A 26,108-nucleotide genomic window follows, 5' to 3' on the forward strand; every position below is an offset into this window, starting at 1 on the left:
GCGACAGACCGACGCCGGGCAGCTCCCCCCGTGGCTGCTCGGCGTCGCCTTGTTCTGGATGCTTGGACGCGACTGTGAGTGACGAAAAGCCGATCTGTTCCGCCAAGGGCTGCCGCTCCGACGCGGTCTGGGTGCTCGCGTGGAACAACCCCAAGATCCACACCCCGGACCGGCGCAAGACGTGGCTCGCCTGCGACGAACACCGCGAGCACCTCTCCCAGTTCCTCGGCGTCCGCGGCATGCTCAAGGACGTCGTACTCCTGACGGAGTGGGAAGCCCGGCAGGCCTGACGTCCTAGCCGCCGATCGCCGACATCGGGCGGTCCGGCTGGAGGAACGAGGGGTCGTCCAGGCCCGAGCCCGCCTTCTTGCCCCACATCGCGAGCTTCCAGATGCGGGCGATCGCCTCGTCCGAGCCGTCCTCGCTGTCCTCGGGCGCTGCGCGCAGCGCCCCGCGCAGGTCGGTCTCCTCGGTGGCGAAGAGGCAGGTGCGCACCTGTCCGTCGGCCGTGAGGCGGGTGCGGTCGCAGGCCGAGCAGAAGGGGCGGGTCACCGAGGCGATGACGCCGACGCGGTGCGGGCCGCCGTCCACGATCCAGCGCTCGGCGGGCGCGGAGCCGCGCTCCCCCGAGCCCTCTTCCGTGAGCTCGAAGCGGGTGCGCAGGGACGTCAGGATGTCGCCCGCGGTGATCATGCCGTCGCGCTTCCAGCCGTGCTGGGCGTCGAGGGGCATCTGCTCGATGAAGCGGAGTTCGTAGTCGTTCTCCACGGCCCAGGCGAGGAGGTCGGGGGCCTCGTCGTCGTTCAGCCCCGGCATCAGGACGGTGTTGACCTTGACCGGGGTGAGGCCCGCGTCGCGCGCCGCCTGGAGTCCTTCGAGGACGTCCTTGTGGCGGTCACGGCGGGTGAGGGTCTTGAAGACGTCGGGGCGCAGCGTGTCGAGCGAGACGTTGACCCGGTCGAGGCCCGCGGCCTTGAGGGCCTCGGCGGTGCGCTTGAGGCCGATGCCGTTCGTCGTCAGGGACATCCGGGGGCGCGGCTCGAGGCGGGCGCAGCGCTCGACGATGCCGACGAGGCCGGGGCGCAGGAGCGGCTCACCGCCGGTGAAGCGGACCTCGGTGACGCCGAGCTCGGTGACGGCGATGCGCACGAGCCGGACGATCTCGTCGTCCGTGAGCAGGTCGGGCTTGGCCAGCCACTGCAGACCCTCTTCCGGCATGCAGTACGTGCAGCGCAGATTGCAGCGGTCTGTCAGCGATACACGCAGGTCAGTGGCTACACGGCCATAGGTGTCGATGAGCATTTCGGCCCCCTCCCCGACGGTTGGATGCTGTTGGTCCACTGGTTCCGACCTTACGCGACACCTCTGACAACGCCATGGGCCATTTGCCACGAGGAACGGTACGGCCGCGTCGTAGGACTCTACGACGCGGCCGCTACGCGCGTGTGAACACGGTCCGTTCAGTGGGCTCCGACGCCGGTGAGGGACTTGACCTCCAGCTCGGCGTACTTGCCCTTGTCCGGCTTCTCCTTGGAGAGGACCGAGCCGAGCCAGCCGAGCAGGAAGCCGAGCGGGATGGAGATCAGGCCCGGGTTCTCCAGCGGGAAGAAGTCGAAGTTTGCGTCGGGGAACATCGACGTCGGCTTGCCGGAGACGACCGGCGAGAACAGCACCAGGCCGACGGCGACGACCAGACCGCCGTAGATGGACCAGAGCGCCCCCTGGGTGGTGAACCGCTTCCAGAAGAGGCTGTACAGGATCGTCGGCAGGTTGGCGGAGGCCGCGACGGCGAAGGCGAGGGCGACCAGGCCCGCCACGTTCAGGTCGCGGGCCAGGGCGCCGAGGGCGATGGAGACGATGCCGATGAAGACGGTCGCCCAGCGGGCGGCCTTCATCTCCTCCTTCTCGGTGGCCTTGCCCCTGCGGATGACGTTCGCGTAGATGTCGTGCGCGAAGGACGAGGAGGAGGCCAGCGTCAGGCCGGCGACGACCGCGAGGATCGTGGCGAAGGCGACCGCGGAGATCACCGCGAGCAGGATCGCGCCGCCGGTGGAGTCGCCACCGCCGCCGATCTCCAGGGCGGCCAGGGGCGCCGCCGTGTTGCCCGCCTTGTTGGAGGCGATGATGTCGCCGGGCTTGAGCAGGGCCGCGGCGCCGAAGCCGAGCACGATGGTCATCAGGTAGAAGGCGCCGATGATGCCGATCGCCCAGTTCACGGACTTACGGGCGGCCTTGGCCGTGGGCACGGTGTAGAAGCGGATCAGGATGTGCGGGAGTCCCGCGGTGCCGAGGACCAGGGCGATGCCGAGCGAGATGAAGTCGAGCTTGGAGGTGGCGCTCACGCCGTACTTGAGGCCGGGCTCCAGGAACGCCGAGCCCTGGCCGCTGTTGGAGGCGGCGGTGCCGAGCAGGTCGGAGACGTTGAAGTTGAACTTCAGGAGGATCAGGAAGGTGATCAGGATCGTGCCCGCGATGAGCAGGACGGCCTTGACCATCTGCACCCAGGTGGTGCCCTTCATGCCGCCGATGGTGACGTAGACGATCATCAGGACGCCGACGAGGGCGACGATGAGGATCTTGCCCGCGTCGGACGTGATGCCGAGCAGCAGCGAGACCAGGACGCCGGCGCCCGCCATCTGCGCGAGCAGGTAGAAGATCGAGACGACGATGGTGGAGGTGCCCGCGGCCGTGCGGACCGGGCGCTGGCGCATGCGGTACGCGAGGACGTCGCCCATCGTGTAGCGGCCCGAGTTGCGCAGCGGCTCGGCGACCAGGAGCAGCGCGACCAGCCAGGCGACCAGGAAGCCGATGGAGTACAGGAAGCCGTCGTAGCCGAAGAGGGCGATGGCGCCCGCGATGCCGAGGAAGGACGCGGCGGACATGTAGTCGCCGGAGATCGCCAGGCCGTTCTGGAAGCCGGTGAACTGGCGGCCGCCGGCGTAGAAGTCGGCGGCGCTCTTGGTCTGCCGGCCCGCCCAGACGGTGATGATCAGGGTCGCGACGACGAAGACCGAGAAGAGGCTGATGATCAGCGTCCGGTGCTCGGAGGCGTCGGAAGCCGCCGCGAGTTCGATGGCGGCGTTGTGCGCGGGGCTCATGCGTCGCCCTCCGTGCGGGTGTCCATGCGGGTCTCCATGCGGGACTTGATCGCCTCGGCCTTGGGGTCGAGCTTCGCCGCGGCGTGCCGGGAGTAGAACCAGGCGATGAGGAAGGTGGTCAGGAACTGCCCGAGGCCGAGCACCAGGGCGACGTTGATGTTGCCGAAGAGCTTGGTGCCCATGAAGTCGCCCGCGTAGTTGGAGAGCAGGACGTACACGAGATACCAGGCGATGAAGGCGACGGTGAGCGGGAAGGCGAACGAGCGGTGCGAGCGGCGCAGTTCACCGAACTCCGCGCTCTCCTGCACCTGGGCGAACTCCTCCGTGGAGGGCGCGTGGGGAGCGGGATCGTTTCCTGCGCCACCCTTCGAAGGGGGCGGTGCGTCGGTGGCCACGGAGTCTCCTCGTGGTGCGGGTGCGGTGGGGACGGTCAGTTCTTCCATGAGTCGTGGTGTCTCACATTCCGGCGTGACGCGGATCACGTGAGCCACGGTTGGCGATGCTAAGGCCATAGGACGTGATCCGACAGGGGGTTGATGTTGCTTCTGTTGTCTGCTCAACGTCTTCACACCGTGCACGACGTGGTCGAACTCGTCGGTTTCTTCAACAGGTCATTGCTGGCCTGGAAGTTTCCGGGTTAGCTTCACCCTGAACGACCCGTCATGTACCTGCCCGAGCGCCGTCTGTGTTCGGGCAGTTTCCGTATGCGATTTCGCGTGCGGTTCCTCTCCGGATGATGTGGAGATCCCATGGCTCATCTGCGTTCCAGACGTCGGGCGGCGCTGATCGTGCCCCTCGGTGTCGCACTCGCCGCCTCGGTCGGTTTCGTGCCCGGCGCCGCGTCCGCGGTCCCGAACGACGCCCCCGCCGCCGTGTCGGCGAAGCCCGCGAAGGATGCCCCCGTCTTCGCGTACGTCGTCAACACGCGGACGGACCGCAAGACCATCGCCCAGGTGAAGCGGGCGATAGCCAAGGCCGGCGGCTCCGTCGTCGTCACGCACGAGAAGATAGGCGTCATCGTCGCCCACTCCTCGGACCCCGCCTTCGGCGAGCGAATACGCCAGGCGCGCGGCGTCCGGTCGGCGGGCGCCACGCACACCGCGCCGCTGCGGGCGGCGGGCACCACCGACGACGGCAAGGCCGAGCCGCTCTCCAAGGCCGACGCCAAGTCCCTGAAGCAGAGCGCCGCTCCGGGCGCCGAGCCGATGGAGGCCGACCAGTGGGACCTGCGGGCGATCGGCGCCGACAAGGCGGCGAAGATCAACCCGGGCAGCAAGAAGGTGACCGTCGCCGTGATCGACACCGGCGTCGACGACACCCACCCCGACCTGGCCCCGAACTTCTCGGCGTCGCAGTCCGCGAGCTGTGTCGGCGGCAAGGCGGACACCTCCGCCGGAGCCTGGCGCCCGGAGAACAAGGACCACTACCACGGCACCCACGTGGCCGGTGAGATCGGCGCCGCGCGCAACGGCGTCGGCGTGGCGGGCGTGGCACCCGGCGTGAAGATCGCCGGCATCAAGGTGGCCGACCCGGTCGACGAGCTGTTCTACCCCGAGAACGTGGTCTGCGCCTTCGTGTTCGCCGCCGAGCACGGCGTCGAGATCACCAACAACAGCTACTACGTGGACCCGTGGCTGTACAACTGCAAGGACGACCCGGACCAGAAGGCGATCCTCGACGCGGTCAACCGCGCCCAGCTCTACGCCCAGAGGAAGGGCACCCTCAACGTCGCCTCCGCGGGCAACTCCAACCACGACCTGGCCTCCGACGCGATCGTGGACGACTCCAGCCCGGACGACTCCACGCCGGTGACCCGCACGATCGACCCGAGCGAGTGCCTGGACGTACCCACCCAGCTCCCGGGTGTCGTCACCACCAGCGCGACGGGCGTGCGGAACCTCAAGTCGTCGTACTCCAGCTACGGCAAGGGCGTCGTCGACGTGACGGCTCCGGGCGGCGACAAGTACCAGCTGCCGACCGACACCCCGTCGAAGAACGGCAACATCCTCTCCACCCTGCCGGGCGGCGAGTACGGCTGGCTCCGCGGTACGTCGATGGCCGCGCCGCACGCCTCGGGCGTCGCCGCGCTGCTGAAGTCCACGCACCCCAAGGCGGGCCCCGCCGAGCTTCAGCGGCTCCTCAAGTCCCAGGCCGACCGCCTGGACTGCCCGGCCACGCCGTACGACCCGGACGGTGACGGCGACGCCGACGCGGTCTGCGAGAGCGGCGGCAAGGACAAGAACGGCTTCTACGGCAGCGGTCTGGTCGACGCGCTCGACGCCGTGAAGAAGAAGTGACGGGGGAAGAGAACGTGACGAAGTTCCACAACAGGACCGCCGCCCTGCCGCGCTCGCGCAAGGCGCTCGCCCTGCCCCTCGGCCTGGCGGTGGTCTCGGCCGTCGCCTTCCTGCCGGGTTCGGCGTCGGCGCGGCCCGCCACGCTGCCGGACGCCCCGGCCTCGGCGGCCTCGGCTTCCGCGGAGGCGGAGTCGCTGAGCTACGTGGTGAACGTCCGCCCGGGCAAGGCGTCCGCCAGGTTCGCCGAGCGCGCCATCACCAAGGCGGGCGGCAAGGTCGTCATCGCGTACGACAAGATCGGCGTCATCGTCGTCCACTCGGCGAACGCGGACTTCGCGAAGACGATCCGCAAGGCGCGCGGCGTCCAGTCGGCGGGCTCGACCCGCACCGCCCCGCTCCTCGCGCAGGCCGACAACGCCCTGGAGTCGGAGCGGCCGCTGACGGCCGCCGAGGCCGCGGCCGCCGCGGGCAAGGCGTCGGCGGGCCAGGACGAGCTGGAGCCGCTCCAGTGGGACCTGCCCGCCATGAAGGCGGACAAGGCGCACGAGATCTCGCTCGGCAGCCGCCGCGTCACGGTCGGCGTGCTCGACTCCGGGGTCGACGACACGCACCCCGACATCGCGCCCAACTTCGACCGCAGGGCGTCGGCGAGCTGCCTGGGCGGCGTGCCCGTCCAGAAGGGCGACGCCTGGCGTCCGGTGGCCGGGGAGAGCGACCACGGCATGCACGTGGCGGGCACGATCGCCGCCGCGAAGAACGGCACCGGCGTCACGGGCGTGGCGCCCGGCGTGAAGGTGGCGAGCCTGAAGGTGGCGGAGCCCGCGACCGGCATGTACTACACGGAGGCCGTCGTCTGCGGCTTCATGTGGGCGGCCGACCACGGCGTCGACGTCACCAACAGCAGCTACTACACCGACCCGTGGCTGTTCAACTGCACCACGGACGCCGACCAGAGGGCACTGGTCGACGCGGTGGGCAGGGCCACCAAGTACGCGGAGCGCAAGGGCGCGGTGAACGTCGCGGCCGCGGGCAACGCCAGGACCGACCTCGCCCAGGACGAGATACTCGACGACTCCAGCCCGGACGACACCACTCCGGTGCCGCGCACCATCAAGACCAAGGACTGCTTCGACCTGCCGTCGCAGCTTCCGGGCGTCGTGACGGTCTCGGCCACCGGTGCCAAGGGCATCAAGGCGTCGTACTCCAACTACGGCAAGGGCGTCATCGACGTCACGGCACCCGGCGGCGACTCCACGAAGTACCAGGCGCCGAACCCGCCGGCCGTGGACGGCAGGATCCTCTCGACGCTGCCGGGCGGGAAGTTCGGCTACAAGGGCGGTACGTCGATGGCGTCGCCGCACGCGGCGGGCGTCGTCGCCCTGCTGAAGTCGACGCACCCGTACGCCTCACCGGCCCGCATCAAGGCGCTGCTCGGCCGCCAGGCGGACGCGATCGCCTGCACCGACCCGTACGACATCGACGGTGACGGCAAGGTCGACGCGGTCTGCGAGGGCGGCAAGAACAAGAACGGCTTCTACGGCGTCGGGATGACCGACGCGCTGGACGCCGTGCGCAAGTAGTCCCGCGTGCGTGACGAGGGGCCGGGCGGTGCGACCGCCCGGCCCCTCCGCTGTCACCAGGCCCGCGAGCCGGTTCCGCTGGGCTGAGCGGGTGCGTCCGATCGGAACCGTATTGCACCGCTTGTCCCCCAGGACTTGCCCGCCGGTGGCCGCCTGGTGAAGATCTTGTGGTGAGCCCGACAGAACCGACCGCCGAGCCCGGGGGCGAAGCGACCGCCGGTATACCGGCCGCCCCCCTCTCGCACCGCGCACCGCGCCGCCGCCCGCCCGTGGGGCGCACCGTGGCCGTGCTCGTCCTGGTGGCCGTGGCCGCCCTGATCCCGCTGTTCGGCCCCTCGGCCGCGCTGCGCGGCACCGGCGAGGCGCAGGCGCCGGGTACCGGCGGGATCACGTTCCTGCGCGCGGTCCTCTTCGCCGCCCTGTGCGTGCAGGCGGGCGAGGTGTTCGCGGCGCGGCTCGCCCGGCGCGTCCCCGGGGCGCCGCTGGACAGGGTGCCGCGCGCGTGGGGCGCGTACGCGGCGTGGGCGGGGTGCGCCGCCGCGCTCGGGCTCGCCGCGATCGTGGCGAACGGCAATCTCGTACCGCAGGACCTCGCCGACCTGGACCTCGGGCGCCTCTACGACACCCGGGACGGCAGGCTCGCCCTGGTGGAGGTCAACGCCTTCATCGCGGCGGCCCTGTGCGCCCGCGCGCGGCGTCCGGGGACGGCCGCGCTCCCGCTGGCCGCGATCGTCGTCGCGGAGGCGCTGCGGGCCCACCCACCGGTGGAGGACTCCCCGTTGACCGGCAGCGGCCTCACGCTGGTGCACCTGACGTGCGGGGCACTGTGGGCGGGCGGACTGCTCGGTGTCCTGCGGATACTGCGGCGCTGGCGGGCGACCCATCCGGAGGCGGGCGTCGCCGTACTCGGCCGCTACGCGCGCGTGGCCGCCGTCCTGTTCGCCGCGATGACGGTGACCGGGACGTTCAGCACGCTGCGCAGGATGCCGCCGGGCACGGTCGCCGACCAGCTCACCGGGACGGCCTACGGCCGGGTGCTGCTCGCCAAGGTGCTCGTGGTGGCCGTCGTCACCGTGCTCGCGGTCCTCGCCCGCCGCCGGATGCGCCGCTCGGCGGGCCGTGCGTCGGCCTATGCGCCCGCGCGGGGCGAGGTGATCGCGCTCGGCGTCGTCGTGGCGCTGTCCGCGCTGCTCACCGCGGTGCCGGTGCCGATCCGCTGGTGAGCCGCGAGCACGCCCCTGGCCAGCAGGGACTGCGCCAGGATGTACGTGAGCATGATCGCGAAGTCCGGGCGCGGCAACTGCGGCCACTCGGCGACGCCGGTCGCGATGAGCGTGTCCGAGAGCAGGAACAGGGCTCCGCCGGCCGCCGCCGCGGGGCCCAGCACGGTGGCGCCGAGAGCCATGGCGGTGAGCAGCAGGCTGTAGCCCGCGACGGGGCCCCGCATGTCGGCGGGCAGGTCCGGCCAGAGCAGCGCCACGGTGCCGGCGAGCGCGAGGGCGTACGCGGCCACGAGCGCGGCACCGGCCGGGCCCCGGTGGCGTCCCCTGTCGCCGTACCTCTTGAAGAGCACGAGGTAGCAGACGTGCCCGGCCGCGAAGGAGCCCATGCCTGCGAGGAAGGCGAGGTCGGCGTCGAAGAGCAGCAGGGTGTCGCCGCCCCAGCCGAGGAGGAGGGCGGCGAGCAGGAGCCGGGGGCCGCGCCGCGCCAGCACGTACGCGGCGAGGAGCGGCATGAGCAGCGGCTTGAACACGGCGTGGGCGGCGTCGGAACCCGCGAGGAGCGCGCCGAGGTCGCCCAGCGCGGCGAGGCCGAAGGCGCCGAGGAGCAGCCGGGGCGACGGCCGTCGGCGTCCGCTCACGCCGCCCGCTCCGCCGCCGGCGCCTCGGCGGACGGCACGGCCGCGGCGGGGGCCCGCGACGCTTCCGTTGTCTCCGTTGCCTCTGGTGCATCTGGTGCCTCTGGTGCCTCTGGTGCCTTGGGCTGCCAGCCGGGGCCGCGGAAGATCCGCCCGGCCCGCTCGCGCCAGTCGGCGGCCGCTCTGAGGTCCTTGGCGATGGCGGCGTACTCGTGGGTGGCGACGCGCAGCGGGTTGTACGTCGCGATGTTCTTGGTCAGGCCGTAGACGGGCCGGTCGGTCTCGGCGACCCAGGAGCCGAACAGGCGGTCCCAGATGATCAGGATGCCGCCGAAGTTGCGGTCCAGGTAGCCGCCCTGGGACGCGTGGTGCACGCGGTGGTGCGAGGGCGTGTTGAAGACGTACTCGAAGGGGCGCGGCAGCTTGCCGATGCGCTCGGTGTGGATCCAGAACTGGTAGACCAGGTTGGCCGACGAGCAGAAGGCCAGTGCCGCCGGGTGGACGCCGCAGGCGATGACCGGCAGGTAGAACGGCCACACCGTGAGGCTGGTCCAGGGCTGGCGCAGCGCGGTGGTGAGGTTGAACTTCCGGCTGGAGTGGTGCACCACGTGACAGGCCCACAGGATGCGGATCACGTGGTGGCCCCGGTGCGACCAGTAGTAGAAGAAGTCCTGTGCGAGCAGCATCAGCGGGATCGTCCACCACAGGACGGGCACGCGCAGCGGCGTGAGCGCGTACACCCCGGAGTAGACGGCGACGATCGGGATCTTCCACAGGAAGTCGAAGGCGAGGCTGCCGAGGCCCATGGTGACGCTGGTGGCGGCGTCCTTGGCCTCGTACCCCGCGTCGTCCTCGTCGGGATGGACGCGGTGGCTCACGATCTCGACGACGGTGAGCAGCACGAAGGCCGGGATGGACCACAGCACGACATCGGGCAGGTTCGGGGACATGCGTGCACCGTAGAACGGCCGGTGGCCCGCGACTAGGGGTTGTTACCGACAAGTATTACCGCCGGTACGGGGGTGGATGTTGGTGGTCTCCGCCAACGGTCCGGCCTCAAACGCTCCTCCTCCGTCAGCAACGCCCGACCGGCATCACGGAGATGACCTTCGCGGCCGGTACCCGCAGCCGTCCTGCGGCCCTGTCCTCATTCTTGCTCCGCTCGATGGTCACCCCGCCGCCATCGCCCACCACGAGCCGCCCGCAGTGCGTGCCCTCCTGCGTGGTCACGAGCACCTGCGGCACGCCACGGGCGGGCTCGTCGGCCTTCTTGCCCTCCTCGGCCCCGACCGGCACGACCCAGCTCACGGCGAGCGCGGCGACGATCGCGCAGAGGCCCGTCACGGAGCGCCGCCGGGCCGACGCCAGTGCGTCCTGCGTACGTTCGACTTCGTCGAGGACCGCCGCGAAGAGCCGGTCGCCGCTCAGCCAGGTGTGCTCGCCGACTTGGCCGTGCGCGGCGCGGACGGCCTTCAGGGCGCCGGAGAGGAGCAGCAGGAAGGCGGCGGCCAGAAGAGCCGCCGTGGTCCACCGCCAGACGTCGGGCATACCCGCGACGCTCTCCCTGCCCTTCAGCACGAAAACGGCCCCGACCAGGCCGGTCAGGCCCGCGAGGCCGTTGCGCCAGCCCTCGGCCTGCCGTCGTACGGCGCCCAGCTGGTCGGCCTGGAGCTGCTGACCGAGCTGCGCGGCCCGCTTCTTGGCGAGGTCGGTCACGGGGCACCGCCCGGTGGCGTGGGCGGCGGCACGGGCACGTCCCAGAAGGCCCCGCACCCGGAGTCCGGCGACTCCGGCGGGCGCTCGGGGTGCGGATAGCCGCACTGGCAGTAGACCGGGATCGCCCCGGTGAGCGGCTCCGGCTCGGCGTTCCGTCTGCGCCAACGACCCTTGGTGGGGCCGAGCACGCCGTGGGCGACCCGGAAGACCGTACGGCCCCGGCAGGTGGGGCAGTCGCCGGTCACGGTGTACCAGCGGCCGTCGTCGGAGCGTTGCACGGTGAAGGGGGCGGTGGGATGGACTTCGGTTTCCTGGAACGTGGTCGGGTCGTGTGCGGGCATGGGCGCGCCGTTCTCCGTGAGGGGGTCAGTCGACTTCCGGGCGGTACGGGTGTGCGTGCGGCGTCGGGGCGGGCTCGGCCGGGCAATCGGGCGGGAGCGTCAGGCCGAACAGCGGGGCGTACAGGGCGTACCGGTCCCGCACCCAGCGGGTGGGCTTCTCCACCTCGCGTGCCGCGACGGCGATGCGGTCGGCCGTCACCTGCCCGGTGAGGGCGGGGGCGCGTCCGGTGTACCGCTCGGTGAGCAGGATGAGGTCCTGCCAGACGGGCACGGCGTCCGACTGCGGCCGATCCACGGTCACCTGCACCCCGAGGGGGCGGTACAGGGCGATGTGGTCCCAGGCCCGGTCCAGGGGCCGGCCGAAGCGTCCGGCGACGCGGAGGAGGCCGAGGGCGGTGACGGGACGACCGCCGAGCAGGTCGGGTTCGAACATCGCTTTGTCGTGGGCGGTAGGCCGGTGGTCGCGCCAGTTCGGGCCGCCGTCGGTGATCTCGGTCCACGGGGCGCCGAGTGGGGCGTATCGGGCCAGAGCGGCCAGGCATTCGCCCAGAGTGTTGGCCTCGTCGCGCGCGTGCTGGATGAGGACGGTGACCCCGGGCGAGGTACGCCAGACCGCGCCCTCCTTCCCCATCATGCAGCAGGCATACACGTCGGGCCGGGTGGGCCGCACGTCGGCGAGGTCTGCCGCGAGCGGCAGCGGCAACGACACCTCGTGTCCCGTCACGGGACCCAAGGCGGTGAGCCGCTCGAAGGCCGCCCCCAGCGATACCCCCGCCGAGGCCGCGGCGAGCAGACCGTACGGGGCGTCGAACCCGACCTGTGCACCGTAGTCCCGGAACCGGGTCCCATCGTCGGGGGCGAGCCTGCGCGGCAGCCCGAAGTCGTCGTCGGGCAGCAGGCTCAGGTCTATCAGGGACAGACCCCGCCAGTCGTCGACGAAGGCGGGAGCCGACTCCTGTACGAGCCCTCGGGCGGCCAGCCACTCAAGTGTCCGTTTCACCTGTTCCGTATCGGCCCGCACGGCCTGCACGGCGCGCGCGGTGGCGAGCAGTGGCGCCGGATCCGCGGCCGTCTCCCGCATGCTCGCCACATGGTCGGGGGTTCGCAGCAGCTCTCGTTCGAGCCGGCTGGAGACGTGATCCGCCAGCTCTCCGAGGGCAGGTACGCGCACGCGGCGCTCCTCGAGGACGGGGGCGAAGCGCTCCAGCACTTCGGCGAAGGTGAGGGACAGCTTCTCGGAAGCGACCGCGAGTTCCCCCAGCGGAAGTTCCGAGTCATAGTGCATCACGGAGTCGAAGGTGTTGTTGAACTCGTCCCTGAGCTCCTCGCTCACCGCCGGTCCGTCCTCCTTGCGGTCCGCTCCGGCCGGTTCGGGGACCGGTGGCAAGTGCGGCAGACCCAGCCAGGCGTAACGGCCGAGCACCGCCGCGTACGCGGTGTCGGAAGGACGCTCTCCCCATCCGGGCCACCGCCCCTCTCCACTCGCGAAGTGCGGGTGCCAGGACAGAGCCCGCAGGTCCTCAGCTCCGGCCACCAGATCCGCCGGAATCTCACAGACTGCCTCAGGCACCCGCAGACGCAGCCCACTGGCCACGAGCCTGCGCGCGCGGGCCAGTGCCTCGCGCACCGGGAGCCCGGTCTCCTGCGAGAAGGTACGCAGCACCACGAGCGGGCTGAGCCAGTCTTCCGTACCGGGCGTCCAGTAGGTGAGCAGGCCGCCATGGACGTCATCGCCGAGCAGCAGCCGACGGTCGAGGGTGTCGAGTTCCGTCGCGGCGGCCGTGTCCAGGTCGGGAACCTCGGGAACGCCGACGCCCGAGATGGCGTGGCGCCTGACCATCCTGAGGAGCTGCCCGACGGTACGGCTCTCCTCCTGGGCGGAGAGCGCGGCCCGCAGCAGGAAGTCCGTACTCCTCACCCGGAGCTCGACCCGGGCTTCCCACGCCTGCGGGACGGGGTAGCCCTCCGTCGTGTCCGGCAGAGGCATTTCCGTGCTACCGCTCTGAAGCCTGATCGAGACGGAGCGCAGGACGGCCGACCGCCAGGAGCTGAACGCCGCGTCCGCCCGGTAGCGGCCCATGCTCCAATCGCCTCGCTCCGTAACGAGTTCCGGGTCCCCCGGGAAGTACCCGACCTGACGGAAGGGGATGGCCGCGGTCCGCTCCCAGGTCAGCCCGCTCGTGAGCCGCGCATCCATCGCCAGCAGCCGTTCGGTCAGCAGGGCGGCTCCGTCCGGCAGCCACCTGCCGAAGTCCCAGAGCCACTCCAGAGTGAGCCACTCGGGCGGCTCGAAAGTGACGCAGGCGGTCACGATCTGCCGGGCCACCCAGGCCTGGTCGTAGGAGAACACCTTGGTCCTGCTGGTGCTGATCTCCGGAGCGTGGCTTCCCCGCAGGTCCATCACGCAGCCGTAGGGAAAGCCCTTCGGATAGTCGGCGAAGCGCTTCTCGGGGAGACCCGCCGTCCACGTCGGCAGCTGAGATCCCGCGTCCTCCCCTGCGGACCACGGCGACCTCTCCCGCCGCTCCGCCACCAGCACCCCGTCCGCCAGCAGCCGCCCCTGGCCCGGTACCCACCACAAGTCCCGTCCGGCCCGCACCGCCCGAGAGGCGTCCCCCTCGTAGTAGAGCGTGTCCTTCTTCCAGGACCGGACGGCCTTCCCGTCCCGCTCGACCCGCATCGAGAAGTCGGACCGCCACACCAGGGCGCCCAGCTCCTTCGCCACGTCGACCGAGTGGTCGTCCTGCAAGTAGAGCCGGACGCAGGTCCCGCCCGAGGGCTGTGCCTCGTCGCGGTCGCCGATGCGGAAGAGACTGCCGCTCGACGCGATATCGACCCGCAGGCCGCGGCCCGACTCCGCGCGGCCGTACTCGTCCGTCACGCGCGTGGAGATGCTGATCTCGTCGGCCAGCATGAAGTAGCTGAAGACGCCGACGCCGAAGCGGCTGTTCGGGAAGATCCGCAGATTCTCGTCGGCCCGCCGCCAGCGCGCCTGTTCCCTGCGGTACTCGCGGGACTGCTCGAACCGCCGCCCCGCGCGCGAGAACGTGCCTCGCAGCGTGTCGCGCCCCATGCCGACGCCGTTGTCCTCGCACTCCACGTACGGGCGGCCCTCGGCGTCTCTGCCCTGGCGGAAGACGATCTCCCCCCGCCAGCTGTACGCGATGCCCTTGGCCGCCTCGCCGTAGCGCAGGCGGGCCTCGCGGTAGCGGCAGGCGTCCAGGGCGTTCTGGTACAGCTCGCGCAGGGCGAGGTTCTTGTCGCCGTAGAGCTGGGTGCCCATCAGGAGTTCGCGCATCTCGTCCTCGGCGAGGCCGAAGCGCATGAGGGGCACTCCGTAGGTGTCGCCCTTGGTGCGGGGGTCGTACTGGGGGCGCAGTCTGCGGCACGTGACGCGCTCCGGCAGGTGGGCGAGGAGGCCGTCAGGTGCGGCGGGGCCCACGTGCTGCCTGATGCGCAGCACCGCGTCGTCGCTCCAGCCGGTGAGCGCTTCGAGGCCCGCGTGGACGGCGGGGTGCGGGCACTGGAGATCGAGGTCGACGGCCTTGGTGAAGCGGTCCCTGACCCAGCGCAGCTCGGCGACGCTCTCGACGGCCTGGCGGGGCCGGAGGCCGTCGGTGACACCGATGTTGTCGACGAGAACCCCCGGCAGGTCCCTGAGGTCACCGCCGAGCAGTCCGGAGACAGCGGTCAGCCAGGACAGCTCCCTCGGGCGCCAGTTCTCGGTGACCTCACCGGCTCCTGGCGGCCCCGGGCACACGAGTTCGCTGAGCCGGAAGGGGGCTTCGCGCTCTTCGTCGTAGGACCGGGCGGGGACCACGCCGGTCTGGCGGCAGACGCGGACCAGTTCGTCGGTGAGCTCGCCGACGCGCCTGGCGGGCGCCGCGTCCCCCATGAGGGCCGTGGCGAGTGGGGTGAGGAGCTGCGCGGCATACGCCTCGTCCCACAGCTCCTCCCTGCTCCGGACATGCCGGTGCATCAGCCAGGCGGCCACGGCCCGCGCCTCCTCGGTGCGTCCGCGACCCGCCAGTTCGCGTCCCTTGCGCCAGATGAGCGCGTGGGCGGCGAAGGTGTGCTCCAGGTCCACGCGGTCCGTCTGCGTCTCGACGTCGTCCACCGCGGGGTCGAGCCGGAAGGCGTCGGCGCCGATGGCTGCCTTGACGCCGAGGGCGTGCAGCGCCTCCCGTACGAACGGGGCTGCCGCGAGGACGGCGAACTCGCCCGCGTCGATGAGCGGCCCGCCCTGGGTCTGCGAGGGGGCGAGCAACGGCCTGAGCCCCCTGGTCAGGACCCGTACGGGGTAGTCGTCGTCCGCCCAGGGGTCCTGGACCCCGGCCAGCGCGGAGCCGTACCACCGCGCGCACTCCGCGGTGAGCGTGACCAGCGCCTCCTGGAGACGGGCCCTGCGGGCCGCGTCGCAGCGGACGGCGGCCCATAGCTCGGGGTCGCGGACCGCTGCCTTCCATGCCTCCTGGCGCGTGCGCCCCGAGCAGAGCGTTGCCGAGGCGATGGCGGCGGGGCCGCTCGGCGCGTAGTGCGGGGTGGGGGTCTGCCGGTGTCTTGCGGCGCGGGCCAGCTCCGTCGTGCGCGCCGTGGTGTACTCGATGACTTCGGCCACGGTCCGCGGCGAGGTGTCGGCGTCCAGGGCCTCGGCGAGCGCGCGCGTGAAGTGGCTGCCCGCCTCGTCGTCGGACCCGCAGGTCTGACCCGGGCCGCAGCCGAAGAGCACGGCCACGCGGTCGTGTCCCGCGGGGAAGCTCGTCGCCCGGCCGCCGTGCGAGCCGCCGTCCGGGCCGGCGGGGTCGCGGCAGGCGTCGACGGTGAGCAGCACCGTCCCGGCCCTGCACCCCTGGAGCAGCGACGCGAGGTCGAGGTCGATGAGGCTGTCGAGCGCGACCTCCGGCGGGTCGGTGGCCCAGCTCAACTGGGCGTCCGCCGGCACCAAGTGGTCGACGCCGCCGACCGAGAGGCCGTGTCCGGTGAAGTGGACGAGGACGGTGCCGTCCTCCGGAGCGGTGCAGCAGATCCGGCTGATCGCGCTGCGGATCCGGGAGCGCTGCGCGGGTCTGTCGGGCGCGTGCCCGAGGACCTCGACGCTGTACCCGGAGGAGCGCAGCGCGGCGCCGATGAGCTCCACGTCCCGGTCGACCGCGACCGTCAAGTCTGCGAACTCTTCCTCCAGTTCGTACCTCGGCACGGCGATGACCAGCGCCTGCTTGCTCTCCCCCATGGCCCGTGTCTCCCCTTCCGAGCGCGACACGGGCCAGGATCCCACAGGGCACCGACAGTGGTCCCGGCCACCGGGCGGCTACCGGTTCACCAGACCCGTACCGAACCCCCCGGCGCGAAGACCGGGCTCGTCGCGTCGGGCGGGGGTTCTTTGAGGGGCTCGTCCAGTTCCCGGACCGTGGGGCCCACGCGCGCGGCGAGGCGACCGAGCCGCTGGAGGTCGAAGCCGTAGACGCGGGCCGCGTTGCCGCCGACCATGGCCGCGACCTCGTCCCTCGGCAGGCCCGCGTAGCTGATGCGCAGGCCCTCGCGGGAGTACGGGTGGGTGCCCTCGTCGTGCGGGTAGTCGCTGCCCCACATGATCTTGTCGAGGCCGATGCGGTCGCGCAGGGCCGCCTCGTGCGGGCGCATGAAGCTGGCGCCCACGAAGCAGTTCTCGCGCCAGATCTCGGAGGGGCCCTTGCCCATCGCCTCGGCGAGGCCCGCGCCGAACTTCGACTCGGCCGTCCCTGCCGGGGGTCCCCCTGCCGCCGGTGAGCGCTTCGTCGCCGCCGCGACCAGCCGCGCGTGGTAGTAGTCCAGCATGTCGAGCACCCCCGGTATCCAGCCGGAGCCCTGTTCGGTGAGGACGAGCCGCAGTTCCGGGTGGCGGCGGAAGGCGCCGCCGAAGACGAGGTGCCACAGCGCCCGGTGCGAGAACCACGTCGTCTCGACCATGAACACCGCGCGCGCGGCGGGCTCGTCGCCGAGCGGCGGCGAGGCGGAGCCCGCGTGGTGGTTGACCGGGACGCCCAGCTCCGCACAGGTCGCCCAGATCGGGTCGTACGCCGACGAGTACAGCTCCGCCAGACCGGAACCCGGCGGGGTGCCCGGCAGCAGGACGCCGCCCGTGAGGCCCGCCCGCGCCGACCGGCGGATCTCCCCGACCGCCTCCTCCACGTCGTTGAGCAGGATCTGGAAGACGCCCGCCCTGCGGCCCGGCGCGGCGGCGCAGAAGTCGGCGAGCCAGCGGTTGTGGGCGCGCAGCCCCGCCCAGCGCTGCTCGAACTCCTCGCGGGTGGGGGCCGGCGCCATCAGTGAGGCGGAGGGGAAGAAGGGCGGGATGGTGTTGGGGAAGACGACCTCGGCGACGATGCCGTCCGCCTCCAGCTCGGCGATGCGGCGGTCGGAGTTCCAGTTGCGGTCGGCGGTGTCGGCGAGGAGGTCCTCGTAGGGGTTGACGTAGGTGGCAGCCCAGGCGTCGAAGGCGTCGTGGTACCGGGACTCCAGGTAGGGCCGGTAGTCGAGGAGATCGGCTCCGGCGTGGCAGTCCGCGGAGATGACGGTGTAGCGGTCCTCGGTCATGAGTCCCTCCCCAGCGCGGGAAAGTCGTGGTCGGTCAGCCAGTGGCGGCCCACCTCGCGCGAGCGCGCCCAGGACGCCTCGACGGCCGGCTGGTCGGGGTCCTGGCCGAGGTCGGCGGGCGTGGGGCCGATGCGGGCGGCCAGCGGCGCGAGCCTGTCGGTGTCGAAGCCGAAGACGTCGGCCGCGGCGAGGCCGAGCATGCGGCGGGTCTCCGCCACGGGAATGTCGTGGAAGGTCTTCCGCAGCCACGCGCGCGTGTCGGGCCAGGTGCCCTCGGGGTGCGGGAAGTCGCTGCCCCAGAGGATGTTGTCGACGCCGATCTCGTGGCGCTGGGCGAGCTCGCGGCGCTTGGTGTTGGTGGCGCAGACGAAGAGCTGGCGGTCCAGGTATTCGTGCGGGGGCCGCTTCAGCTCGGCGAACGGGGAGAGCTTCTTGCCGCCGTGCGCGCCCAGGTAGAGGCGGTCCATGAACCACAGCAGGTTCGGCAGCCACCAGCAGCCCGACTCGGCGACGCCGAACCTCAGCCCCGGGTGACGTTCGAAGACGCCCGACCAGAGCATGAACCACAGGGGCCGCGCGGGCCACCACGTCACCTCGGAGACATAGATCCCGAGGTGGTCGCCGTACTCGTGGCGGGGCGCCGCCCCGGAGTGTGTGACCACGGGCATCGCGCACTCGGCCGCCGCCGCCCACACCGGGTCGTAACGCCGGTCGTGGTAGGGCGCCTTGTCGACCCACATGGAGGGGATCATCAGCGCCCCGAGCCCCGACTCCTTGGCGCGGTGGACCTCGGCCACGACGCGGTCGACCTCGCCGGTGATGGGCAGCAGGGCGACACCGCAGTGCCGTTCGGGGTGCTCGGACACGAAGTCGGCGAGCCAGCGATTGTGCGCCCGGGCGCCCGCCATGCCGAGCTCGGGGTCCTGGTCGCCGGAGAGCCCGAGGCCCACGCCGAAGGGCGCGGCGGTCCGGCTGTCCACGGCGTCCGCGTCGGGGAAGACGACCTCGGCGGCCACGCCGTCGCCGTCCAGCTCCTTCAGGCGCGGCCCGCTCTCCCAGCCGCCGCGCAGCCCCTCCTCGTTGTCCCTGAACCACTTGTCGGCGAACGCGTCGTTGCGGATGCCGAGCCGGGTCGCCTCCTCGCGGCGGGCGCCACGCTCCCCTAGGAAGTCGTCGAAGGCGCGGTGGAAACGGCTGTCGAGGTAGGGCCGGTACTCCTCGGTGGGCAGTCCGGCGTGGCAGTCGGAGGAGATGATCAGGTACGGGTCCTGGTGGTCCTGGTGTCCCTTGCCGTCGTCGCTCATGGGTGGCGCTCCCTTCAGTCCAGGATGAAGCTCTCCAGGTACGCCGGGTCGGCGCGGTCGAGCATCGACCGCGCCCTCGCCCTGATCTGCCGGTCGCTGTGCTCGCTCGCCGGGAGCAGCCAGAAGCGCCCGGCCGCGATGCCCTCGGCCACGAAGTCCGCGACCTCCTCGACGGGCGTGAACTCCACCTCCTTGCCCGCGTCCCGCATCGCGGCCTCCCACTGGCCGAGGCTGCGGTAAGGGGCCTTGCGGGGGCGGGACTTGGCGTACCGCTCGGGCCGGTTGCGGTGCGACTCCCACAGGCCGGTGCGCAGCATGTGGGGGCCGGGGAAGAGCACGGAGGCGCCCACGCGCGCGTGCTCCGCCTTCAGATGGGCGTACAGCGACTCGGTCATCGTCACCACGGCCGCCTTGGTGACCGCGTACACGGAGGCGGTGGGCAACGGCGCGATGCCGCCGTCCCCTGAGGAGGTGTTGACGACGTGCCCCGGCTCCCCGCCCGCGATCATGCGTGGCACGAAGGCCTGGACGCCGTGGAAGACGCCCCAGACGTTGACCTCGAACGCCCACTTCCAGTCGTTCGGTTCGTGCTCCCACATGCGGCCCTCGGCGCCCGAGCCGACCCCCGCGTTGTTGCAGAGCACGTGGACGGCGCCGAACGTGTCGTACGCCTCGTCGGCCAGGGCGAGGACCTCTTCGCGCCGCCCGACGTCGACCACGCGCGCGTGCACGGTGGCGCCGTCCTCGCGCAGGCTCGCGGCGGCCTTCTCCAGGGCGCGCTCCTCGACGTCGGCCAGGACCACCCTGAGGCCGTCCGCCGCGAACCGGCGGGCCATGGCGAGGCCGATGCCGCTCGCCGCGCCCGTCACGACGGCGACCTGCCCTTCGCGCAGCTTCATGTCAGGCGCTCCCCTCGGGCGGGCCGTCGAGGATCTGGGCGGGGTCGTCGTAGCGCTGGTGGATGTAGGGCAGCAGGGACTGCGCGTCGACGCGCTCGACGACGCGGCCCCGCTGGTCGGTGGTCTTCTCGCCGATGGTGATCCCGACGACCGCGCGGACCGGCAGATCGGCCACGGGGTCGTACATCGACTCGCGCAGGACGACGTCCCCGGTGATGCCCTCCAGCTTGCGGACCTTCTCGTTGCGTACGCAGTGCACGAGCACCGGGTCGATGTCGAAGCCCGAACCGTCCGCCCCCGAACCGTCCACCGCGGGCAGGAACTTGAAGTAGAAGTCCGTCCTGGCCGTCGGCGCGGGGAGCGGCAGGGCACCGCTGACCGCGCCGCGCACCTCCACGAACGCGATGCCGTGCCGGGCCAGCGAGGCGCGCACGACAAGGCCGTCGCGCTCGACCTCCACCTCGCCGAGCTTCTTCGGCTCCCCGAAGACCTCGCGCCCGCCAATCAGGGCGCGCTCGTGGGTCATCGGCATCACCAGCGGATACCAGCCCCGCACTCCCCCGTGCTCGGCGGCGACGGCCACGGAACCCGCGCCGAGCGGGTAGCCGGGCAGGTCCACCTTGCTGATGTTGGCCCGCACCAGGGGCTGCCCCGTGGGCTTCAGGGGCGGCGGCAGCACGGCCGCGACCGCGTCGGGATCGCTCTCCCAGACGGCCGCTACGCCCGTGGACCAGATGTCGGGGAGTCTGGAGCTCGCGGTGCGCGAGGCGGCGATCTCCGCCTCGCCGCGCGCTCCGTACCGTACGCGTGCCATGTCGTACCACCCTTCGGCTTGCGGGTCGGCAAAGGCTTGCGACGTGCCTGTAACACAGTTACAACAGGAGCCGTGAAGGGTAAAGAGACGCGCACGCTGAACCGGGAGGACGTACTCGCCGCCGCCGAGGTTCTCGTGAAACGGCACGGTCCTCGGGCCCTGACGATGCGCGGTCTCGCCGCCGAGCTCGGCACCGCCGTCACCTCGATCTACTGGCACGTCGGCAACCGCGAGTCGCTCCTGGACGCCCTGGTCGAGCGCACGCTCGCCGACCTCGGCGAGATCCGCCCCACCGGCCGCACGCCCGCCCGGCGGATCGTCTCCGTGGCCCGCGAGCTGCGCCGGCTGCTTCGCGGCCATCCGCACCTGGTGGCGATGGTCCACGAACGCGGGCTCACCGAACGGATGTTCCTGCCCGCCCAGCGGGCCCTGGTGCACGAGGCGCACGAGGCAGGGCTGCGCGGCGCCCGCGCCGCCGACGCCGTGCGCGCCGTCCAGGTGCATGTCGTCGGCCACGTCCTGGTCGAACGCAACCGTGAACGCGCCCCCGTCCAGCGCCCCGGCGAGGAGGAGCTGTGGACGGCGGAGACGGCGGAGCGGGACGGCGCGCTCGCCCGCGCGCTCGCCGCGCCGCTCGATCCGGAGGCGCTCTTCACCACGTCCGTCACGGCTCTGGTGGCCGGGCTTCTCGGACCGGGGAGCTGACTGTCAGTCGCGGCCCGTATCCTCATGGACCATGCTCGAAGACCGCACGACCGCAGCGTCCGCCGCCCCCTGGCCGGCCGCGTATCCAACGGGGTACGCGGTCGTCGACGTCGAGACCACCGGCCTGGCCCGCGACGACCGCATAGTGTCGGCCGCGGTCTACCGGGTGGGCGCCCGGGGCGAGATCGAGGACCACTGGTACACCCTGGTCAACCCCCAGCGTGACCCGGGGCCCGTCTGGATCCACGGACTCACCACCGCGATGCTCGCGGACGCGCCGCTGTTCAAGGACATCGCCGAGGAGTTCGCGAGCCGCCTCGACGGCCGCGTCCTGGTCGCGCACAACGCGGTCTTCGACTGGTCGATGATCGCCAGGGAGTACGCACGCGCGGAGCGCACCGCCCCCGTCCGGCAGCGGCTGTGCACCATCGCGCTCTCCAAGGAGCTCGCGCTCCCGCTGCCCAACCACAAGCTGGAGTCGCTGGCCGCGCACTTCGGCGTAGAGCAGCGCCACGCGCACAACGCGCTCGACGACGCGCGCGTGCTCGCCGAGGCGTTCCGCCCCAGTCTGCTCGCGGCCGCGGGCGGCAATGTCCGGCTGCCGCTGCTCGAATGCCGTCCGCTCACCGAGTGGTCCGACGGCCCGCCCCGCGTCGTACGCCAGTCGACGGGGCCCGCGCCCTCCGCCGCGTACCGGCCCACCAGTTGGCGCCCCTCGCGCAAGCGCCCGCCGTGCCCGTACCCGAACCCGGGGCGTTACGAACCGGGCAAACCGCTCAAGCAGGGCATGCGGATCGCGTTCTCCGGCGACACTTCCGTCGAGCGTGACCTGCTTGAGGACCGGGCGGTCGAGGCGGGCCTGCACATCGCCACGAGCGTGTCGCGCCTCACCAGCCTGCTCGTCACGAACGACCCGGACTCCGGCACCTCCAAGACCGTCAAGGCGCGCTCCTTCGGCACGCCGGTGATCGACGAGGCCGCCTTCGGCCAGCTCCTCCCTGACGTGGCGCCCGCCTCGGAGCAGTGACGCCGGGCGCGGCCAGGGTGCCGGGCGGGTGACGGCGGGTCGGCGGAGCGGCGACCCTCGGACGGGTGATTGCCGGGCGACTCGCCCGCCGACCGCTCGCCCCGCACCGCCGCTCCGTCCCACCCTGTGGCGCATGGCACGTTGCGAGGTCTGCGGAAACGACTACGGCATGTCCTTCGAGGTGCACGCGCAGGGCGCGGTGCACGTCTTCGACTGCTTCTCCTGCGCCATCCACCGCATGGCGCCCATCTGCGAGCACTGCCGGTGCCGGATCATCGGCCAGGGCGTCGAGGTCGACGGCCACTGGTACTGCGGCGCCCACTGCTCACGCGCGGAGGGCCGGGTGGGCATCATCGACAAGGTCTGACCCGCTCTCCCCCGCCCCTCGCCCGGGGCCGGCCCACCGCACCCCGACCCCACCGCCGGACACCCCATGACCGAGTTGTACGGTCGTGGGGTGTACCGCTTCCTGTTGTCCCGGCAGTGGGTGATCCTCACCCTCATCGCCCTCGTTCTCATCCCCGTGATGGTCGAGCTGGGCTTCTGGCAGTTCCACCGGCACGAGCACCGCGTCGCGCAGAACGAGCGGATCTCCGAGGCGCTGGCCGCCGACCCGGTCCCGGCCGAGGAGATCACCTCCCCCGGGCACGAGGTGCCCAAGGAGGATCTGTACCGCAGGGTGAGCGCCGAGGGCAGGTTCGACACGGAGCACGAGGTCGTCGTGCGGCGCCGCACGAACTCCGACGACAAGGTCGGTTTCCACGTCCTGACGCCCTTCGTCATGGACGACGGCAAGGTCCTGCTCGTCAACCGCGGCTGGATCCCGGCCGACGGGCCGCAGACCGCCTTCCCCAAGATCCCCGCGCCGCCCAGGGGCCGGACCGTCGTGACCGGCCGCCTGATGGCCGACGAGACGTCCGCGGAGAGCGGCATCAAGGACCTCCGCGGCCTGCCGGACCGTCAGATCATGCTGATCAGCAGCGGCCAGCAGGCCCAGAGCCTCGGCAAGGAGGTCCTCGGCGGATACGTCGACCAGACCTCGCCGGAGCCCGCGGGCGACACCCCCGAGCTGATCGGCGAGCCCGACCACAGCAGCATCGGCTCGCACATGGCGTACGCGGTCCAGTGGTGGCTGTTCGCCGCGGGCGTCCCTGTGGGCTGGGTCGTCCTGGTCCGCAGGGAGCGCCAGGACCGCGTGGAGGCCGCGGCGGCCACCGCGCCCGAGTCGACGCCCGCGACCGTCTGACGGCGCCGGAATCCCACCCTCCTGCCGCGGAAATCCGCAGTTCGGCACCGATTGTCTCCGCTCACCGATTGGCGGAGCCGACTCGCGGGAACGCGTTCTGCGTGTCCCGCCCCATCGAAGACCTCGCGCTCATCGGCGACCATCAGACCGCCGCCCTCATCGGCAGTGACGGCTCGCTGGACTGGCTGTGCCTGCCCCGCTTCGACTCCGCCGCCTGCTTCGCCGCCCTGCTGGGCGACGAGGAGAACGGCCACTGGCGCATCGCCCCAAAGGACGCGGGCGCCTGCACCCGCCGCGCCTACCGGCCGGACTCCCTCGTCCTCGACTCGGAGTGGGACACGGCGGACGGCTCCGTGCGCGTCACCGACTTCATGCCGCAGCGTGACCGCGCCCCCGACGTCGTACGCATCGTCGAAGGCCTCAGGGGCAGCGTCACCGTCCGCAGCACGCTGCGGCTCCGCTTCGACTACGGCTCGGTCGTGCCATGGATGCGCCAGGTGGACGGCCACCGCGTCGCCATCGCGGGCCCCGACTCGGTCTGGCTGCGCAGCGAGCCCCAGGTGCACACCTGGGGCCACGCCTACGGCACCCACTCCGAGTTCACCGTCGCAGAGGGCGAGAAGGTGGCGTTCGTCCTCACCTGGCACCCCTCGCACGAGCCGCGCCCGCCCCTGATCGACCCCTACGAAGCGCTGCGCGACAGCCTGTCCGACTGGCACGTCTGGGCCGCCCGCTGCAACTACGAAGGACCGCACCGCGACACCGTCGTCCGCTCCCTCATCACCCTCAAGGCCCTCACCTACGCCCCGACCGGCGGCATCGTGGCCGCCCCCACGACGTCCCTGCCCGAGGAGATCGGCGGCGTACGGAACTGGGACTACCGCTACTGCTGGCTGCGCGACTCCACCCTCACGCTGAACGCCCTGCTCGCGGTCGGCTATCTGGAGGAGGCCGAGGCCTGGCGCGACTGGCTGCTCCGCGCGGTCGCCGGCAACGCCGACGACCTCCAGATCGTGTACGGCCTCGCCGGTGAGCGGCGCCTGCCGGAGTACGAGATCCCGTGGCTGGCCGGCTACGAGGGCTCCCGCCCGGTGCACATCGGCAACGAGGCCGTGAACCAGCTCCAGCTCGACGTGTACGGCGAGGTCGCCGACTCCCTGTACCTCGCGCGCGCGGCGGGCCTGCACCGCCGCCCGCACGCCTGGAACCTCCAGCTCAGCCTCCTTCAGTTCCTGCGCGGGAAGTGGCGTGAGCCGGACAGGGGCCTGTGGGAGATGCGTGGCCCCGACCGCCACTTCGTGCACTCCAAGGTGATGGCATGGGTCGCCGCGGACCGGGCGGTACGCACCCTGGAGGAGCACCCGGACCTCCGCGGCGACGTCGAGTGCTGGCGTGAGCTGCGGGACGAGATCCACCGCGAGGTCTGCGAGCGCGGCTACGACGCCGAGCGCAACACCTTCACCCAGTACTACGGCTCCACCGAACTGGACGCCGCGCTGCTGCTCATCCCCCGTACGGGTTTCCTGCCCCCCGACGACCCTCGCGTCATCGGCACGGTCGACGCGGTCCGCGCCGAGCTTGACCACCACGGCCTGATGCTGCGCTACACCTCGGCGGGGAACACCGTCGACGGCCTGCCCGGCGAGGAGGGCACCTTCCTCGTCTGCTCCTTCTGGCTGGCGGACGCCCTGCACATGACGGGGCGCACGAAGGAGGCGCGCGAGCTGTTCGAGCGCCTGGTGGGGCTCTGCAACGACGTGGGCCTGCTCGCGGAGGAGTACGACCCGGTGAGCGGCCGCCAGCTCGGCAACTTCCCGCAGGCGTTCAGCCACATCGGCCTGGTGAACACCGCCCTCGCGCTCTACGGGGCGGACGCGGGAGGATAGGCGCATGGATCTTGGACTGGAAAACCGTGTCTACGTAGTCACCGGCGCCACCCGCGGCCTCGGCAACGCCACCGCGCGTCAGCTCGTCGCGGACGGCGCGAAGGTCGTCGTCACCGGGCGCGACGAGAAGACCGTCGCGGAGGCCGCCGCCGAGCTCGGCGAGAACGCGGTGGGCGTCGCCGCCGACAACGCGGACCCGGCCGTCGCGGGCCGTCTGATCGCGGCGGCGCGCGAGAACTTCGGCGGCTTCGACGGCGTACTGATCAGCGTCGGGGGGCCCGCGCCCGGCTTCGTCGCCGACAACACCGACGAGCAGTGGCAGGCGGCCTTCGACTCGGTCTTCCTCGGTGCCGTGCGGCTCGCCCGTTCCGCCGCCGCGGAGCTGGGTGAGGGCGGCGTCATCGGGTTCGTGCTCTCCGGTTCGGTGTACGAGCCGATCGCGGGCCTCACCATCTCCAACGGCCTGCGGCCCGGCCTCGCCGGGTTCGCCAAGTCGCTGGCCGACGAGCTCGGCCCGCGCGGCATCCGCGTCGTGGGCGTGCTCCCCGGCCGCATCGGCACCGACCGCATGCGTCAGCTCGACGGCCTTTCCCCGGACCCGGAGGCCACCCGCGCCGCCAACGAGGCGAGCATCCCCCTGCGCCGCTACGGCACCCCGGAGGAGTTCGGCCGCACGGCCGCGTTCCTGCTCTCGCCCGCGGCCTCGTACCTGACGGGAATCATGGTGCCGGTGGACGGCGGGGCCCGCAGCGGCTTCTGACGCC

At 71.9% G+C, this 26,108-nt stretch carries 22 protein-coding genes; 10 read left to right on the forward strand and 12 right to left on the reverse strand.

All coding sequences use genetic code 11. From position 1 onward, the window contains the following. Positions 1-74 precede the first annotated feature (74 nt). Complete coding sequence (locus ACZ6JY_RS22525) at positions 75-290, forward strand: hypothetical protein (protein WP_469198102.1); 216 nt, start codon at positions 75-77, stop codon at positions 288-290. A 4-nt stretch (positions 291-294) separates the two neighbouring features. On the opposite strand, the gene moaA is transcribed toward ACZ6JY_RS22525, so the two are convergent. From moaA to ACZ6JY_RS22540, 3 genes are all read right to left on the reverse strand, one after another. Beyond that, positions 295-1,302, reverse strand: a complete 1,008-nt coding sequence (gene moaA / locus ACZ6JY_RS22530; RefSeq protein WP_469198104.1) for a GTP 3',8-cyclase MoaA — start codon at positions 1,300-1,302, stop codon at positions 295-297. A gap of 158 nt (positions 1,303-1,460) precedes the next feature. Continuing rightward, positions 1,461-3,098: a solute symporter family protein gene (locus ACZ6JY_RS22535; RefSeq protein WP_469198106.1), complete on the reverse strand. Its 1,638-nt coding sequence runs from the start codon at positions 3,096-3,098 to the stop codon at positions 1,461-1,463. Next, positions 3,095-3,493: a DUF485 domain-containing protein gene (locus ACZ6JY_RS22540; RefSeq protein ID WP_469198108.1), complete on the reverse strand. Its 399-nt coding sequence runs from the start codon at positions 3,491-3,493 to the stop codon at positions 3,095-3,097. The genes ACZ6JY_RS22535 and ACZ6JY_RS22540 overlap by 4 nt, the downstream gene beginning before the upstream one ends. A gap of 354 nt (positions 3,494-3,847) precedes the next feature. On the opposite strand from ACZ6JY_RS22540, the gene ACZ6JY_RS22545 reads away from it, so the two are divergent. From ACZ6JY_RS22545 to ACZ6JY_RS22555, 3 genes are all read left to right on the forward strand, one after another. Further along, on the forward strand, positions 3,848-5,395 hold the full coding sequence (locus tag ACZ6JY_RS22545; RefSeq protein ID WP_469198110.1) for a S8 family peptidase: 1,548 nt from the start codon (positions 3,848-3,850) through the stop codon (positions 5,393-5,395). 14 nt (positions 5,396-5,409) lie between these two features. Continuing rightward, positions 5,410-6,975, forward strand: coding sequence for a S8 family peptidase (locus ACZ6JY_RS22550; RefSeq protein ID WP_469198112.1), 1,566 nt, complete (start codon positions 5,410-5,412; stop codon positions 6,973-6,975). A gap of 221 nt (positions 6,976-7,196) precedes the next feature. Further along, the gene (locus ACZ6JY_RS22555; protein ID WP_469198761.1) at positions 7,197-8,198 is read left to right on the forward strand and encodes a CopD family protein; all 1,002 of its coding nucleotides are present in this window, start codon (positions 7,197-7,199) and stop codon (positions 8,196-8,198) included. Here ACZ6JY_RS22555 and ACZ6JY_RS22560 read toward each other — a convergent pair. The 9 genes from ACZ6JY_RS22560 to ACZ6JY_RS22600 all read right to left on the reverse strand — a co-directional run bounded on the left by ACZ6JY_RS22560 (position 8,105) and on the right by ACZ6JY_RS22600 (position 20,480). Further along, positions 8,105-8,836: a lysoplasmalogenase gene (locus ACZ6JY_RS22560; protein ID WP_469198114.1), complete on the reverse strand. Its 732-nt coding sequence runs from the start codon at positions 8,834-8,836 to the stop codon at positions 8,105-8,107. The genes ACZ6JY_RS22555 and ACZ6JY_RS22560 overlap by 94 nt on opposite strands. After that, on the reverse strand, positions 8,833-9,783 hold the full coding sequence (locus ACZ6JY_RS22565; protein WP_469198116.1) for a sterol desaturase family protein: 951 nt from the start codon (positions 9,781-9,783) through the stop codon (positions 8,833-8,835). The genes ACZ6JY_RS22560 and ACZ6JY_RS22565 overlap by 4 nt, the downstream gene beginning before the upstream one ends. A 124-nt stretch (positions 9,784-9,907) precedes the next feature. After that, entirely contained in the window at positions 9,908-10,549 is a 642-nt protein-coding gene (locus ACZ6JY_RS22570; RefSeq protein WP_469198118.1) for a hypothetical protein, read from the reverse strand. Then, positions 10,546-10,890: a hypothetical protein gene (locus ACZ6JY_RS22575; RefSeq protein WP_469198119.1), complete on the reverse strand. Its 345-nt coding sequence runs from the start codon at positions 10,888-10,890 to the stop codon at positions 10,546-10,548. The genes ACZ6JY_RS22570 and ACZ6JY_RS22575 overlap by 4 nt, the downstream gene beginning before the upstream one ends. Before the next feature lie 25 nt (positions 10,891-10,915). Continuing rightward, a complete protein-coding gene (locus ACZ6JY_RS22580) occupies positions 10,916-16,120 on the reverse strand; it encodes an HD domain-containing protein (RefSeq protein ID WP_469198121.1) in 5,205 nt (1,734 codons plus the stop codon). Between the two features lie 86 nt (positions 16,121-16,206). Continuing rightward, positions 16,207-17,463 carry an amidohydrolase family protein gene (locus ACZ6JY_RS22585; protein WP_469198123.1) on the reverse strand — a complete coding sequence of 419 codons (1,257 nt, stop codon included), beginning with the start codon at positions 17,461-17,463 and terminating at the stop codon, positions 16,207-16,209. Next, positions 17,460-18,767 (reverse strand): amidohydrolase family protein, encoded by a 1,308-nt coding sequence (locus tag ACZ6JY_RS22590; RefSeq protein ID WP_469198125.1) that lies wholly within the window; start codon positions 18,765-18,767, stop codon positions 17,460-17,462. The genes ACZ6JY_RS22585 and ACZ6JY_RS22590 overlap by 4 nt, the downstream gene beginning before the upstream one ends. 14 nt (positions 18,768-18,781) lie before the next feature. Beyond that, positions 18,782-19,666: an SDR family NAD(P)-dependent oxidoreductase gene (locus tag ACZ6JY_RS22595; protein ID WP_469198127.1), complete on the reverse strand. Its 885-nt coding sequence runs from the start codon at positions 19,664-19,666 to the stop codon at positions 18,782-18,784. 1 nt (position 19,667) lies between these two features. Further along, entirely contained in the window at positions 19,668-20,480 is an 813-nt protein-coding gene (locus tag ACZ6JY_RS22600) for an acetoacetate decarboxylase family protein (protein WP_469198129.1), read from the reverse strand. Between the two features lie 72 nt (positions 20,481-20,552). On the opposite strand from ACZ6JY_RS22600, the gene ACZ6JY_RS22605 reads away from it, so the two are divergent. The 6 genes from ACZ6JY_RS22605 to ACZ6JY_RS22630 all read left to right on the forward strand — a co-directional run bounded on the left by ACZ6JY_RS22605 (position 20,553) and on the right by ACZ6JY_RS22630 (position 26,104). Further along, positions 20,553-21,185 carry a TetR/AcrR family transcriptional regulator gene (locus tag ACZ6JY_RS22605; protein WP_469198131.1) on the forward strand — a complete coding sequence of 211 codons (633 nt, stop codon included), beginning with the start codon at positions 20,553-20,555 and terminating at the stop codon, positions 21,183-21,185. Positions 21,186-21,216: 31 nt separating this feature from the next. Then, positions 21,217-22,212, forward strand: a complete 996-nt coding sequence (locus ACZ6JY_RS22610; RefSeq protein WP_469198133.1) for a DEDDh family exonuclease — start codon at positions 21,217-21,219, stop codon at positions 22,210-22,212. Positions 22,213-22,345: 133 nt separating this feature from the next. Beyond that, positions 22,346-22,579 carry a hypothetical protein gene (locus ACZ6JY_RS22615; RefSeq protein ID WP_076686896.1) on the forward strand — a complete coding sequence of 78 codons (234 nt, stop codon included), beginning with the start codon at positions 22,346-22,348 and terminating at the stop codon, positions 22,577-22,579. Positions 22,580-22,669: 90 nt separating this feature from the next. Continuing rightward, positions 22,670-23,458, forward strand: a complete 789-nt coding sequence (locus ACZ6JY_RS22620) for an SURF1 family cytochrome oxidase biogenesis protein (protein WP_469198763.1) — start codon at positions 22,670-22,672, stop codon at positions 23,456-23,458. 101 nt (positions 23,459-23,559) lie between these two features. Beyond that, positions 23,560-25,344: a glycoside hydrolase family 15 protein gene (locus ACZ6JY_RS22625; RefSeq protein ID WP_469198136.1), complete on the forward strand. Its 1,785-nt coding sequence runs from the start codon at positions 23,560-23,562 to the stop codon at positions 25,342-25,344. A gap of 4 nt (positions 25,345-25,348) precedes the next feature. Next, positions 25,349-26,104, forward strand: coding sequence for an SDR family oxidoreductase (locus tag ACZ6JY_RS22630; RefSeq protein ID WP_469198138.1), 756 nt, complete (start codon positions 25,349-25,351; stop codon positions 26,102-26,104). Positions 26,105-26,108: the final 4 nt, after the last annotated feature.

This window comes from Streptomyces sp. NPDC046335 (assembly GCF_055587985.1).